Here is a 12,383-nt window from a genome sequence, read left to right as displayed (position 1 = left end):
TTATTTTGCGTAACATCCGTGATTATTTTAAATCAGCTCCAGTTTATACAAAAACTGCCGCTCTTTGTACGAGGGGATGTCAAGTTCCTGACGGTATTTGGCAATGAGCCGACGGACCATTTTGACCCCGAAGCGCTCTTCAATCGTTTCATGCAGATCTTTGTCGCTGAACGGATTTTCTTTTTCTTCACTGCTGACGAGGCGCTGGAGAAAATGTTTTATCTCCGAGGTGGATACTTCTCCGATGGAGTTTGAAAAAAACTCTTTGAATGCCAAAAGCCCCCGCTCCGTCTGAATGTATTTATCCGAAATAGCCCGTGAGATCGTCGATTCGTTAAATCCCAGTTCATCGGCGACGTCTTGAAGACGGAGCGGTTTGAGCTCTCCCCCCATAAAAAAAGCATACTGCTTTTCGATGAGGACCAGCGCTATGTTGTAGAGGGTTGCTTTGCGCAGATCGAGAAGTTTGACCAGCTCCCGCGCCTCTTTGAATTTTTGTTTGGCAAAATTGTCGTATTTATCGATCATGTTTACCTGCAAATCGGGATAAAAGGCGTGATTGATACGGATATTGAGCTCCGATCCGACAAATTCGACGAAAAGGTCGGGAGTGATCTGGGTCTCAGGCTCCATGTACTCCAATGCGGGAGGGTTTTTAAGATGCTGCAAAATATGTTTGGCATCGGCAAGGCGGGGGTGGTTGATAAACTTTTCCATCTTGTCAAACTGTAAAATCATCGCCCCGAGTAGAATACTCAACTCATCGTCGAGATCATAATCGCCCAGCTGGAACAAAAACGACTCTTTGTAATCCACCGCCCCTACGCCGGAAGGTTCAAGATGGGCAAATCGCTGGCGTACCCGCTCCACCGTATGGGGGTCGGTATCGCATTGCTCAGCAACCTCTTCGACGCTCCCTTCAAAATATCCTTCATCGTTAATGTAATAAATGATCTGACGGGCTATTTTCTGGGAAATCGGCGTCGGAAAGAGCGGTGCGACGATCTGATCGTCCAGTTTTTCATATAAAGAGGTTGATGCGATACTGAGCCACTCGATCTGCTCGCTTGACGCATTGGAGACGTAGTTTTGAAATGCACCGTATGCCGATGTACCGCCTGCCTGGGCATTCGACTCTTCAAATCCCGATTTCATATCAATACACGGGTTTTCGTTTGTAATAACCTGAAGATGCTTTTCCAAATCGTTTAAGGAACATTGAAGCAGCGGAAGCCATGTCTGCATCGAGAGTCGGGGTAATTGTTTTTGTTTATAAGAGAGTGTCGTTCGCATGATAATCACCTATCTAAATAAGTTTGTTTTCAAAACTTACAGCATATTTTGTTCTAATCAAAATTATAGTTAAATTATCATCATTAACATGATTAAAAAAGAGGCAATATAGAGAAATGTGCCTCGGGAGAGAGGTTTTAGTGCCATATGCGGCAGGATGAAAAGCTCTTACAAGTGAGTTTCCTCACTTATAGAGACTTGGAGTCAAAGGGCCCGTTCTATTGACGGTCAAACCACTGCGGGCTAGACACTTTCGGCACTCGAAACCAATAGAACTTAATATTTGATACGTACCAAACCGTTAGGCGATACAACTTTCATTTGGCATGCCAAACGTGCTTTCGGACTCGTTTCGCCGACTGTTTTCAATACCGTTTTCTCTTTTTCGTTGATTTCACTCATAAATTCCATCCCCGATTCGATCATTACGACACAGGTTCCACACTCACCGTCACGGCATCCGAATGGTAAAGCACTTCCTGAAGCTTCTACGATATCTTGAATCGTTTTGCCCGGTTTGACATTGATAGCCAAAAAGTCATTTATAATTTCTACGCGTGTTGTCATCTCAACCCCTTGTTTTATATTATTTTTTATGTTTCATCCGTAAACGGATGAAACTACGCTAACGCTAAGTTCCTTTTGCAAGAAACCCGTACACACTTTCGCATGTACTTTTAGTACTTACTGATGTTACGCACCCCCCTAAAGCTACCCGTATCTTTCGGATACGGGAGATTAATTCCCCTTGAAGTACCTGTTAAGGCAAAGTGCGTAAAGTCAAACTCAGCCGATTTTAGTTATACGGTTTAACCAGAATAGACTCTTTAATGACGCATTGGCACGCAAGGCGTACCGGTGTCGGACGATTGAACTGTTGTGCGACTTCCGCCTCTTTTTTATTGATTGCACCCATTTGCATCAATGTTTCAAGCTCTTTATCATCCATATAGACTGCTTGCCCTTTGGATGAATAGTCCTCTTCCGTCGAAGCGATTGCCTCATCATTTGAGATATCTTCGATCCGTACGGCACAGCTCGCGCACATTCCGTCGGTACAATCCGTCGGTATTTTGATCCCGTTGCTTTCGGCAACGCGTAACAACAAATCTCCGGCTTTTGCAAAAACACGTTTGTCCTGGCCTCCGCCGAATCCACAAAAAATGACGTTTACCATTTTGACTCCTCCCTAGATTTATGATTCACTCAAAGAGGCAAAGCCCCTTTGGCAACGTTACCATCCGGCTTTGGAAGGGGGCATCCCTTTTCAAAGCTTTCCGATATCTACGAACTCGATTTTATCGATACGCTCATGGCATTTCGTATCGATAAAGGATGCACAAATCTCAAAAAGTGAATTACCCCTCCCCTTCTTGAGATTGCGCCGCTTTTTCAGCGGCTCTCGCGGCACGATGTTCTTTAAGCCATTTAAGCTCTTCGGCCACTTCGTCATAACCGTCATCTTCAAGGGCACTTTCCAGCTCCGCTTCACGGCATCCGAACGTCAACCCTTCTTCAATAAAGTTCACTTCGTACACCCGTATGGTCTGCAAAAAATCGCCGATTTTACGGACATACCCTTCCGAACCGGCTTCAACAAGAACATCACCGACTTTTGCGTGCGGATAGGTTCCGTCGTTTCGAATTGCTTTTACAAGACGCACTCTTTGTCCGACTCTGAAAACCGAAAGGATCTCATCTTTGGTGGACATTTTATAGAGATTCGTTTTACGTGCTTCATTGTTAATCGGCAGTTCAATATCTGATCGATTTAGATCTGCCTCGTCAGAGGCAAGCTTCAGTGCCTCAGCGGCCAGCGTAACATGGGGGGCTTCGCTCCCCTTGTGTTCAAAAACTGATTGGGGCTTGGCTGACACAGGCGTGGACTCCATGACTGACCTCCTCAATATCATTACAGCTGCTTGAAGTACTGCAAGTACCGCAACCGCTCGGTTTATCAAACATATCCCACACATCCGCAGCCGATGGGCTATAGCCGTTTTCAAAATTTTTATAGACACTGATCAGAGCAAATTTATAATATTCAAGCAATTTATCGTCGCCTCCCATATCATGTCCTTTGGCTTTTTCAACCATTTCGCCAAATTTTTTCATCATATGAAATCGCTTGACCTGGACCAGACGCTCATCGTAGGCAAGATCAAAAAAATCGAAAAAATCTTCGGTATCGGTAATCGTTTGAAATTCGGCTAATGTTCCCATTCTGTACTCCTTTTGTATGTGCAGTGCAATTTTTGCTCTACAATCCCATTTCGCTTTTGAGCTGTGAAGCCCAACTTATAACCCGTTCTTCCGTTAACTCTTCCTGATTGACATCATCAAAGGCCAACCCGCAGAATTTTCCGTCACGTTCCGCCAGTGAATGTTCATAATCAAATCCGCCGGTGGAGGTATATCCGTACGCTTCCGCCCCCAAAGAGACAAAAAGGTCATGCATTTTTCCCAAAGCACTGACAAAATGCTCTCCATGGGTTTTTTGGTCCCCCGCACCGAAAAATGCTACTTTTTTACCGCTTAGATCAGGACGGTCGTTATCAAGTTCATACAGAGGATCGACCCAGTCGCGTTGCGGATCACCCTGTCCCCATGTAGAAGACCCGAGAATTAATACATCGAAATCCTCGAATTGATCGACTCCGTCATAATCTTCTTCCATATCGATCAGCTCCGAACCCGGAAATTGTTCTCCCAACAACTCTGCCGCACCGCGTGTCACACCGCTGCTGCTTCCAAAAAAGATCCCTATCTTTGCCATTTGATTTCTCCTTTATCTTATTTAACTAATGTTACGCACTTTTCGGGCAAAGCCCGTAAAGTGGCAGGGACTAAAGTCCCTACAACCCCCTAAAGCTTCCCGTATCTGTCAGATACGGGAGATTATCAACCTTTTCGCACGTGTTTAGACAAGGTGCGTAAGGTCAGTTATTTAATGCACGGTTTGTATTGTTCGTAAATCTCGATCGCATTTGCCAATGTTTTGTCACCGTCTTCGAAAAGTGCTTCGAGGGTTCGATAGCTGAAGCGGTGGGCGTCTTTGAAATATTTGTTAACGATACAGATGCGATCGGCGATGACGGCACATCGGCCGAATCCCTCATGACTCATCTCCATAATGACATTGCACACGACACCGGTTTTACGCTCATAAGAGAGGGCAACGGCTTTGTAGATCATTTTGATATCGTTGATCATCATTTCATCGATGTCGGCGATCAAAGGGACCAGTTTTAACTCTTCTTTGGTTTTGACGTATTTTTTGATCAACAACTCTTCATCGCTCATCTTTGCCCAGTTGCCGAACTGATCGAGTGCCCGAATCTGGCGTACGATCTCTAATCCGAATTCACTTAATTTGTTTTCTGCTTCCATTTTGAAAATCCTTTAATTTTTTAGCTGGATTCCCGCCTTCGCGGGAATGACAAATCCCGTCATCCCCGGACTTGATCCGGGGATCCATCTCTCTATTCCCCTTCGGCCCATCTATCCTGTCGAACGTCGTGTTCGGTTTTCATCTGAATAATCCGTTTTACCCATGGGGGCGGATTACCATTGATCATTGTGACGAGGCTATTGAGAACATCAACGATCAATGTCGGTTCGTTCACTTTCATCGGATGAATACCGGCTCGAATCACTTTTGCCGCTGCCGTTCCGCCGATACTTTCAGAATACATTATATTGACCCCTTTCAATGCACGAACACGAAAATCGGTCTTATCATCATCCTCTTTATCCGAGGTATCGGTCTTAATGACTTCAGAAAGCTCAAATCCCTCTTTTGAGACGTTGTAAACGACAAACTCTTTTGCACCGCCGAAATGGGCATTGATCTCTTCCATATCTTTGGTCGCAAAAGCAACTTTCAAAGCGCTATCCATTGTTCCGTTCCCCTCTACTTTGATTTTAGTGCTATCATTTTTTTTAGTCGCGACCTGAGCAAAGCCCAGTTCGCTTTCGCTAGCCGCTATGGCACTAAAGCTTGCTCCCTCCGGAGCGGAATTTTCAAGATTCATGTTTTGCCTTTCTCAGTTCATTGGCGATTTCGAATAAAAAGTAAGCGCTTCCTTCATACAGCTGATCGTTTTTGAGCTGATTCCCAAGCTCTTCATAATTCGGAAATCCTCGGATCACGAGTGCCGTATTGTGATACATATGCAAGATTCGTTCTGCATGGAAATTACTGATAACCATGTCGGCTTGACCAAAGAAACGGCGTGCGTCTTCCAGATCCCCGACAAAAACATTCTCCGCCTCAATCGTATGCAAAACATCACTAAACGTCGTAGAAACCGCCGCCGTGATCGTTCCGCCGACACTGCGCAGCAGCGCACATATCCCGCTGAGCATATCGGGTTCCCCCGTCACGACGAAATGGGAGCTCCCGATTAGGAAATGAGAATCTAGCATCGCATCTTGGAGCCGAGCGCGCCATCGCTTGATCAGCGGTTTGGGTTCAGTTTGTCGGATTTTCATCAATGCAGCGACAAAATTGTCACACGCATCAAGCCCCATGACATGATTGAAATGGAGATGTTCGATTTGAGGGTTTTTGCCCTGAAGCGCTACGGCCGATTTTTTCATCGATTGTCCGATGGTGATCACCGTTGCGCATGTGGCCAGTGTACGTATCTCATCGACCGTTATCCCGCCGTTGGCCAGTTTCCCCTGCCCCTCATCCCAATAGCCGTCCAGTGAGGTAGAGAGGTCCGGAAGGGCATAGGTTTCAAAGCCGAAATCCTCGCAGAGTGTTTTTATCTTCTCCACTTCAATCGGCTGCATACTTAGATGGGGTAAGATCACCAGTTTGTTGGGTTTGACGCTCAAAGAGGGTTCGGTGAGCTGTTCGATCATCGCTTTGACGGTCAGTCCCCATCCGCTCTCCATTCCCCCCTCATAATCGGGGGTGTTGACAAAGACATAAGGGATTTCGATATGGCTTCCGACGCCACGGACATCATCCCCTTTGGTTTCGGTCAAACCGGTCGTATGCAGTCCGATCATTGAAGGTTTTAGATTTTTCTCTTTGTTCTGGATATTTTCAATCGCCATCAGGATGGAGTAATCCCCTCCGTCGAGCACGGCGGTGATGTCGCTGACCGACGTGTTGCGGATGGCGATCGGCTCATTAAAATGGCGGGTAAAAAAGACCTTGGTATACGAAGCGCACCCCTGTGCGGAATGCATCAGCGGCATACAATCTTTGACCCCCAGATAGGCGAGGGTCGCCCCCATCGGCTGGGAGTGTTTGATCGGGTTGACCTGAAGCGGTTTGTGTTCATGTTTGCTGAGGGAAAATTCCATGACAACTCCTTGTTATAAGGAGCATTGCAAGATTTGTGCGAGGAGAGGTAAATAGGAATGAGTAAGCTATTTATCCCTATTGTATTTTTGCAATCCGTTGAATGAAAATATCACTATAATTGCACTACTTTTACCAAAGATATTTAAATGAACTTAGACGATTTACATCAGCTGTTAATAGGCAATATACAGAACAAAACGGACGAATACATCCGATTGTTCCACGGACGGGGAAATTTTTATGACGGGTACGCTTTTTTGAGTGTTGAGAGTGCGGATCGGGTCCTTTTTGCCACTTTTTATTCCGCAGATGGCGAGGAGGACGCGATTGTCGCTTTATTGCAAAAGGTGTTTGAGAGGGAAAAAAAATGGGACGCGCTGATTATCCAGCAGCGCTACCGCGACGGAGCCCCTTCCGAAGTGGTTGCCGGAGCACTTCCGCCAGAGACGTTTGCAATCGAGAATAATCTCAAATATACCCTTAACTTCCTCAATAGCCAAAATATCGGTTTTTTCCCCGATATGAAAAAGGGGAGAGAATTCGTTCGTCAGAATGCAAAAGGCAAAAAGGTATTGAACCTTTTTGCCTACACCTGTTCTTTCTCCGTTGCCGCGATGCAGGGGGGTGCGGCATCGGTCGTCAATGTTGATATGAATAAAGGGGTTCTCTCTATCGGCCGGGAAAACCACCGTATTAACGGACTTGATACGAAAAAAGTTCAATTCATGCCCTATAATATCCTAAAATCGTGGAGCCGTATCCGCAAAGGGGGTCCGTATGATCTTATCATCATCGATCCCCCCAGTTTTCAGAAAGGGTCGTTTGCGGCAACATCCGATTATGAAAAAATCATCCGTCGTCTTAATGAACTCGCGGCGCAGGAGTGTATCGTCCTCTCCGCGCTCAATGCACCCGAGCTGGGTACCGAGTTCATCAAAACACTTTTTCGGGAAAATGCCCCCGAGTTTCATTATATTCAGCGGCTTGAAAATCTGGAGAGCTTCCCCTCACGCGATGAAGAGCGAAGCCTTAAAAATCTGATTTTTAAAAAAGAGAGCGCTAATCGGTAGCGGTTTGGGGCAAAAATCTCAGGCATATTTGACAAGAAGCGGTTGTTTCTCCGGCTCACTTTGCAGCCGGCTTTCGATAAAACGGATACTCTCCTCGATCACTTCGGAAAGTGCCCCCTGAGAATGTTCCAGCAGAGCACTCAACGCGTCCAGGAGAATCTCAGATCGGATCTGCTTCTCTTTGCTGTAGTGGCCGAGTATACGCATGAGCATCCGGTATCCGCGAATGCGAAGCCGATCTTCCTCCGATAAACCGTGTTTGCCGGCAATATCGGTGTAAAGAAAATAGCTTCTAAAAAAAAGGGCCATGATCTCCGCTTGTTCCATAGAGTGTTTCATCGTGTCATTGTATTCCATAGTTGTCTATATCGGCAATTTTTTTCAAAATATTTTCTCCCTTCCCGAATTTTCATCAAAAAGGCGATGGTGAGGAGGGTGGCGGGCTTACGCGAAAGGGTATTAAGGGAGGATTGCTTTGGCCGTATATCCCGTTTGCGCCACGGCATCTTGCATCATCCGCAGTGTAACGCTCTCATCGGCGCTCACGGTTGCCGATTCGTTTTTAAAATTGACTTTTGCCTTTTGGACACCGGGGACACCCAACAGTGCCTTTTTGACCGCCAGCGTACAGGCGATGCAGTGCATCCCTCCGATACGGAGGGTCCACTCTGTTGCGCAAAGGAGCGTTGTGCATACGACTAAGAGTGCCGCTATTCTCCCCATATCCACCCCTCATAATAAGGATAAGAGAGTGCGGCAAGGCTGATCAAAAAGAGTATCCAAAAGAGAACCACCAGAATTTTGGAGGTGAGACTCGGTTCGCAGTCGCATTCGATCTGCTTTTTGATCACCATTTGATAAAAGCCGATACTCAGCATCATGACCGCAATGGCGGTAAAAATCCACCGGTACCCCTCCAGTGCGGCAACATTGATAATCCCGGCAAACGAGATCCCGAAAACCATAAACAGGGTCGGAACGAGGCAACAGGAGGCGGATAAGAGTGCCGTCACCAGCGCACCGGTCAAGACCAGTACCGCACCGCGCCGCTCCTGCTGCATCATTGCGTCCAGAGGGTTCTCCTCCCGGGGGCGCTCTTGGTATCCCATCCCTTTGACGATGATCAGACGCGTCGCACCGTCACTCAGAGGCTCTTCGGTATAGGTACATTTTTGCGAGAGGGCAAAACGTTTGCAGTTTTCACGCCCTGAGAGGGTATTGACCTCCACGTTCAGTACTGCATCGGCGGGGAGTGCATCAAGGGCTTTTTTCGTCTCCAATACCGGCCGGGGACAATCCATATCACGACAATCGAGAATCATTCCACCCCTTTTTTGGAGGAGATCGTATAGCGATAGGCGGCAGGATCAAACGGATCGAGATATTCGCCGTCTACTTCACCGTAGGGGTAACCGAACGAATCAAGCATCCCTTGGGCATTGGCGGGGTAGAGATCAAAATCACGCGCATGGTTCAGAGCCAGCCAATTGTTTTCCCAAAAGCCGAAAAACTTCTCACTCAGTTCACGGGCACGGGGTGAGGTGCGATCGATCCCCTCTTTGAGTACCAGCTTGGTGATATCGGCAGGATCGCACGGTATCCATCCCATCGTCGCAATGAAAAATTCCACCTTGCAGTGCTGCGCTTTGGTGATAGTCTCACCCGATCCGAATGCGGCAGAAAACCGTGACGGCCCGACGCGAATCCCCAACACTTCGCGTGCGGGAATACCCGACGCACGCATCAATGCGACGCACAACGCCGACATATCCAGACATTTCCCCCCCATATGTCCGTTTTTTTCCAATTCGGCAAGCATTGCATTGGGACTTCCTACCCCGCATCCGTGCACGCTCTCATCCCGGTAACTGTTAGCCACAACCCAATCGTAAATTCTCTTCGCTTTTGCGAGAGGCTTTTTTTCATTCCCGACGATTTTTTTAGCCACATTCGCAATGGCCCCGTCGGTCGGCAGATGGGCCGTCGGTGCCAGAAAGAGAGCCGCTTTGTTAACGGCATCGGGAGAGATCCGTTTGCGTCTCCAATCGCATTGACGATCCTTCAGCATCACCTTCATCGCTATTTCTAGGGTCTTAGGGAGACTCTTTTTGTCCCAATGGGCATAAAATGTACGGGCTTCATAGCGGTTGGCGTCTGTTTCAAAAGCACGCTCGGCATCTGTTCTCGTCCCGAATTCAAGGATGCGTTGAAATCCGGTGATATCGGAGGGGATCGGAATCCACACCGCGCACTCTTTACCGGTATAGTGAGAGAGATCGCATTGCAACCCGATCGCATACACGGCCGAATTCTCTGTAATCGTTTGGGCCGCCGTGGCGCTTAAAAAAGAGGGGGAACACAATACGGCCCCCGCAACGGCGGATTTGGTTAAAAATTCACGTCTTTCCATTTACTCCCCTTTGGCAGATCAAAATGATTTTGTATAAGGCCGATGGCTCAACGTACGATAATATCGGCATCCGTTTTGGTGATTACCTGCGCGACAATCGAAGCAGGAACCCCTTCTTCGATACAGCGTTGCGCAATACGGCGAGCATTTTCAGCCGTTGCCGAGATCAAAAGCCCCCCCGATGTCTGCGCGTCGAACAAAATCATCTCCAGATCCGGTCCGATAGTGCGTGTAAAGCGTACTTTGGATTCCAGATACTCTTTGTTTGCATAGCTTCCGGCCGGGATAATCCCCATAGCCGCCATTTCAAGAGCTTCAGAAAAGAGGGGGACCGCTGCCGCTTCCACTTCGATCGTGTGGTTTTTTCCCCCCATCTCTTTTAGATGCCCCAGAAATCCGAATCCGGTCACATCGGTACACGCATGGGCATGAAATTCGCGTGCGATCAAAGAGGCTTTGTAGTTGAGGGTCCGCATCGTTTCCGCTACGCGCATCGTTGTTGCATCGTCTAAGAGATCGGCTTTGATCGCGGTGATCAAAATCCCCAGTCCCAGAGGTTTTGTCAAAACGATCAGGTCCCCTTCCCTCACCGTATTGTTTCGCAGTATCGCATCCGGATGGACGAATCCGGTACACGAGAGGCCATAAATCATCTCGGGAGTTTCAATCGTATGCCCTCCGACGATTACCGCTCCGCACTCGTGCACCTTGCTCGCCCCGCCGCGTAATATCTCGTTCAATACCTCGGTATTCTGGTTCTTACCGTCGAACCCCACAACGTTGAGGGCCGTTTTCGGATCGCCGCCCATCGCAAAAACATCGCTGAGTGAATTGGCCGCCGCAATCTGTCCGTAGATAAAAGGGTCGTCCACCACCGGGGTGATAAAATCAACCGTCTGTACGATTGCCAGATTTTGATCGATCCGATAGACTCCGGCATCTTCGTTTCCTTCAAATCCGACAATCAAATCTTTATGAAACGATTTCAGATGGCAGGTGACATCTTCAAGCGATCCGGGAGAGAGTTTGGCGGCGCACCCTGAGGCACGGACAAATTTGGTTAATTGGGCGCTGTTGTTCATCATGATAAACGCCAAGGGGATAAAATCCCCTTGCCTCCGCTAGCCGCTGCGCTACAAAACAAGCGAAGCGTTCGACTTTGTCGATGTTTCTCTAAAACGGTTGCCTCTATCAGGGAGATTTTTTCTTTCATATTTTTTGCTCCGATTGAAGGGCTTTTAAGCTTTCAACGGTTTTCAATAGGTCATCATTGCAGAGTGTCATATCCGGCTTGAGGGTGATTTTGTAGACCTTATCGTAATAGCGTGTCAATAAAATTTCAGCTACACGATCGAGTTCGCGATTGTCAAAAGCGGCCATAGCGGATGCTCTGTCATCACGGCTGATGTAAGGGGAAATTCGTTCCATCCGTGCGCTAAAAAACGGCTCATCCATCGTATCGTACATCCGCATAATCCGTTCTATCCGTTGCTCGATCGGGGCGGTAATCTCAATACGGAACCCTTTTTCCATCTGCTTATAAAGGGCTCCGGGCAAACTGATTTTCCCGATCCGTTTACTCTCCGCTTCGATAAATGCCCCCTGATCCGGATTCAATCCGAACAAAGCGTGCGCAAGACGATTTTGAAACTCTTTTTGGGTCGGTTGTTCCCCGTTGACGTCTCCGAATACGGAGCCGTAATGGTTTGCCATTTTTTCGAGGTCGATGACATTTTCCAGTTCCTGCAGCAGGTCACTTTTGCCGCATCCCGTATTTCCGGAGAGGGTGATGAAATTCACGGCGGGGGGTGCATCAAGAGAACGGGTGATGTAGGTCCGATACGCTTTGTATCCCCCGATCACCCGATCGATCGGATATCCTATACTTGAGAGGATAATCCCCAACGATGAAGAACGCATCCCGCCACGGGCACAATAGATCGCTATTTTTGAATTCGGGGTGAAGGAGGGATAGATGTCATGGATATGACGGGCGGCATTGCCACAGACATAAGATGCCCCGAGTACCCGTGCTTCAAAAGGGGTTTTTTGCTTGTACACGCTCCCCACTTCGTGATGCTCTTCATCATTCAGAGCGTAAAAGTTTTTGGCGTTCGGGATATGCGATTCTCCGAATTCACGCGGGCTGCGGGCATCAATGATCAGATCATAACCATTGAAGGTATCAAGAAATTTTTCGATGGGTATCGTTTGAATCATGCTTTAATTTTAGGGAACCGTTCTGTAATAGAGATAATGCAAATCTTACCACGGAACACCTAACACT

17 protein-coding genes are annotated in these 12,383 nt (G+C 47.6%); 2 read left to right on the top strand and 15 right to left on the bottom strand.

The window, feature by feature from the left end:
- Window positions 1-27 precede the first annotated feature (27 nt).
- The 3 genes from rpoN to M0P91_RS07380 form a co-directional block, all read right to left on the bottom strand.
- Window positions 28-1,293 carry an RNA polymerase factor sigma-54 gene (rpoN, locus tag M0P91_RS07390; RefSeq protein WP_295066124.1) on the bottom strand — a complete coding sequence of 422 codons (1,266 nt, stop codon included), beginning with the start codon at window positions 1,291-1,293 and terminating at the stop codon, window positions 28-30.
- A 276-nt stretch (window positions 1,294-1,569) separates the two neighbouring features.
- On the bottom strand, window positions 1,570-1,860 hold the full coding sequence (locus tag M0P91_RS07385) for a 2Fe-2S iron-sulfur cluster binding domain-containing protein (protein WP_295066123.1): 291 nt from the start codon (window positions 1,858-1,860) through the stop codon (window positions 1,570-1,572).
- Window positions 1,861-2,089: 229 nt separating this feature from the next.
- On the bottom strand, window positions 2,090-2,470 hold the full coding sequence (locus tag M0P91_RS07380) for a 2Fe-2S iron-sulfur cluster binding domain-containing protein (protein ID WP_295066122.1): 381 nt from the start codon (window positions 2,468-2,470) through the stop codon (window positions 2,090-2,092).
- Window positions 2,471-2,518: 48 nt separating this feature from the next.
- Here M0P91_RS07380 and M0P91_RS07375 point away from each other — a divergent pair, with 48 nt between their 5' ends.
- The gene (locus M0P91_RS07375; RefSeq protein WP_295066121.1) at window positions 2,519-2,650 is read left to right on the top strand and encodes a hypothetical protein; all 132 of its coding nucleotides are present in this window, start codon (window positions 2,519-2,521) and stop codon (window positions 2,648-2,650) included.
- Between the two features lies 1 nt (window position 2,651).
- On the opposite strand, the gene M0P91_RS07370 is transcribed toward M0P91_RS07375, so the two are convergent.
- From M0P91_RS07370 to nifN, 6 genes are all read right to left on the bottom strand, one after another.
- Window positions 2,652-3,185, bottom strand: coding sequence for a nitrogen fixation protein NifZ (locus M0P91_RS07370; protein ID WP_295066120.1), 534 nt, complete (start codon window positions 3,183-3,185; stop codon window positions 2,652-2,654).
- A complete protein-coding gene (locus M0P91_RS07365; RefSeq protein ID WP_295066119.1) occupies window positions 3,142-3,516 on the bottom strand; it encodes a nitrogenase-stabilizing/protective protein NifW in 375 nt (124 codons plus the stop codon). The genes M0P91_RS07370 and M0P91_RS07365 overlap by 44 nt, the downstream gene beginning before the upstream one ends.
- Window positions 3,517-3,553: 37 nt before the next feature.
- Complete coding sequence (locus M0P91_RS07360; RefSeq protein WP_295066118.1) at window positions 3,554-4,069, bottom strand: flavodoxin; 516 nt, start codon at window positions 4,067-4,069, stop codon at window positions 3,554-3,556.
- Between the two features lie 167 nt (window positions 4,070-4,236).
- Window positions 4,237-4,683, bottom strand: a complete 447-nt coding sequence (locus M0P91_RS07355; protein ID WP_295066117.1) for a NifX-associated nitrogen fixation protein — start codon at window positions 4,681-4,683, stop codon at window positions 4,237-4,239.
- A gap of 92 nt (window positions 4,684-4,775) precedes the next feature.
- Window positions 4,776-5,327: a nitrogen fixation protein NifX gene (nifX, locus tag M0P91_RS07350; RefSeq protein ID WP_295066116.1), complete on the bottom strand. Its 552-nt coding sequence runs from the start codon at window positions 5,325-5,327 to the stop codon at window positions 4,776-4,778.
- On the bottom strand, window positions 5,317-6,615 hold the full coding sequence (nifN, locus tag M0P91_RS07345; protein WP_295066115.1) for a nitrogenase iron-molybdenum cofactor biosynthesis protein NifN: 1,299 nt from the start codon (window positions 6,613-6,615) through the stop codon (window positions 5,317-5,319). The genes nifX and nifN overlap by 11 nt, the downstream gene beginning before the upstream one ends.
- 147 nt (window positions 6,616-6,762) lie before the next feature.
- Here nifN and M0P91_RS07340 point away from each other — a divergent pair, with 147 nt between their 5' ends.
- On the top strand, window positions 6,763-7,686 hold the full coding sequence (locus M0P91_RS07340; RefSeq protein WP_295066114.1) for a class I SAM-dependent methyltransferase: 924 nt from the start codon (window positions 6,763-6,765) through the stop codon (window positions 7,684-7,686).
- 18 nt (window positions 7,687-7,704) lie between these two features.
- Here the strand turns inward: M0P91_RS07340 and M0P91_RS07335 are convergent, their stop codons facing one another.
- From M0P91_RS07335 to mnmH, 6 genes are all read right to left on the bottom strand, one after another.
- Entirely contained in the window at window positions 7,705-8,043 is a 339-nt protein-coding gene (locus M0P91_RS07335) for a hypothetical protein (RefSeq protein ID WP_295066113.1), read from the bottom strand.
- Window positions 8,044-8,145: 102 nt separating this feature from the next.
- Window positions 8,146-8,409 (bottom strand): heavy metal-associated domain-containing protein, encoded by a 264-nt coding sequence (locus M0P91_RS07330; protein WP_295066112.1) that lies wholly within the window; start codon window positions 8,407-8,409, stop codon window positions 8,146-8,148.
- Window positions 8,397-9,008 carry a mercuric transporter MerT family protein gene (locus M0P91_RS07325; protein ID WP_295066111.1) on the bottom strand — a complete coding sequence of 204 codons (612 nt, stop codon included), beginning with the start codon at window positions 9,006-9,008 and terminating at the stop codon, window positions 8,397-8,399. The genes M0P91_RS07330 and M0P91_RS07325 overlap by 13 nt, the downstream gene beginning before the upstream one ends.
- Entirely contained in the window at window positions 9,005-10,096 is a 1,092-nt protein-coding gene (locus M0P91_RS07320) for a transglutaminase family protein (RefSeq protein WP_295066110.1), read from the bottom strand. Before M0P91_RS07320 ends, M0P91_RS07325 begins: the two co-directional genes overlap by 4 nt.
- A 47-nt stretch (window positions 10,097-10,143) precedes the next feature.
- On the bottom strand, window positions 10,144-11,178 hold the full coding sequence (gene selD / locus M0P91_RS07315) for a selenide, water dikinase SelD (protein WP_295066138.1): 1,035 nt from the start codon (window positions 11,176-11,178) through the stop codon (window positions 10,144-10,146).
- Between the two features lie 127 nt (window positions 11,179-11,305).
- A complete protein-coding gene (mnmH, locus tag M0P91_RS07310; RefSeq protein ID WP_295066109.1) occupies window positions 11,306-12,316 on the bottom strand; it encodes a tRNA 2-selenouridine(34) synthase MnmH in 1,011 nt (336 codons plus the stop codon).
- Between the last annotated feature and the right edge of the window lie 67 nt (window positions 12,317-12,383).

The sequence above is a fragment of the Sulfuricurvum sp. genome, from assembly GCF_023229695.1.
Classification (GTDB): domain Bacteria; phylum Campylobacterota; class Campylobacteria; order Campylobacterales; family Sulfurimonadaceae; genus Sulfuricurvum.
The sequence above is the reverse complement of the archived record's forward strand: the minus strand, read 5'-3'. Positions and strand labels throughout refer to the sequence as shown.

Bases quoted from the DNA above. Each gene is read 5' to 3' on its own strand.
- rpoN (WP_295066124.1), bottom strand. From the start codon at position 1,293: ATGCGAACGACACTCTCTTATAAACAAAAACAATTACCCCGACTCTCG.
- M0P91_RS07385 (WP_295066123.1), bottom strand. From the start codon at position 1,860: ATGACAACACGCGTAGAAATTATAAATGACTTTTTGGCTATCAATGTC.
- M0P91_RS07380 (WP_295066122.1), bottom strand. From the start codon at position 2,470: ATGGTAAACGTCATTTTTTGTGGATTCGGCGGAGGCCAGGACAAACGT.
- M0P91_RS07370 (WP_295066120.1), bottom strand. From the start codon at position 3,185: ATGGAGTCCACGCCTGTGTCAGCCAAGCCCCAATCAGTTTTTGAACAC.
- M0P91_RS07365 (WP_295066119.1), bottom strand. From the start codon at position 3,516: ATGGGAACATTAGCCGAATTTCAAACGATTACCGATACCGAAGATTTT.
- M0P91_RS07360 (WP_295066118.1), bottom strand. From the start codon at position 4,069: ATGGCAAAGATAGGGATCTTTTTTGGAAGCAGCAGCGGTGTGACACGC.
- M0P91_RS07355 (WP_295066117.1), bottom strand. From the start codon at position 4,683: ATGGAAGCAGAAAACAAATTAAGTGAATTCGGATTAGAGATCGTACGC.
- nifX (WP_295066116.1), bottom strand. From the start codon at position 5,327: ATGAATCTTGAAAATTCCGCTCCGGAGGGAGCAAGCTTTAGTGCCATA.
- nifN (WP_295066115.1), bottom strand. From the start codon at position 6,615: ATGGAATTTTCCCTCAGCAAACATGAACACAAACCGCTTCAGGTCAAC.
- M0P91_RS07340 (WP_295066114.1), top strand. From the start codon at position 6,763: ATGAACTTAGACGATTTACATCAGCTGTTAATAGGCAATATACAGAAC.
- M0P91_RS07335 (WP_295066113.1), bottom strand. From the start codon at position 8,043: ATGGAATACAATGACACGATGAAACACTCTATGGAACAAGCGGAGATC.
- M0P91_RS07330 (WP_295066112.1), bottom strand. From the start codon at position 8,409: ATGGGGAGAATAGCGGCACTCTTAGTCGTATGCACAACGCTCCTTTGC.
- M0P91_RS07325 (WP_295066111.1), bottom strand. From the start codon at position 9,008: ATGATTCTCGATTGTCGTGATATGGATTGTCCCCGGCCGGTATTGGAG.
- M0P91_RS07320 (WP_295066110.1), bottom strand. From the start codon at position 10,096: ATGGAAAGACGTGAATTTTTAACCAAATCCGCCGTTGCGGGGGCCGTA.
- selD (WP_295066138.1), bottom strand. From the start codon at position 11,178: ATGAACAACAGCGCCCAATTAACCAAATTTGTCCGTGCCTCAGGGTGC.
- mnmH (WP_295066109.1), bottom strand. From the start codon at position 12,316: ATGATTCAAACGATACCCATCGAAAAATTTCTTGATACCTTCAATGGT.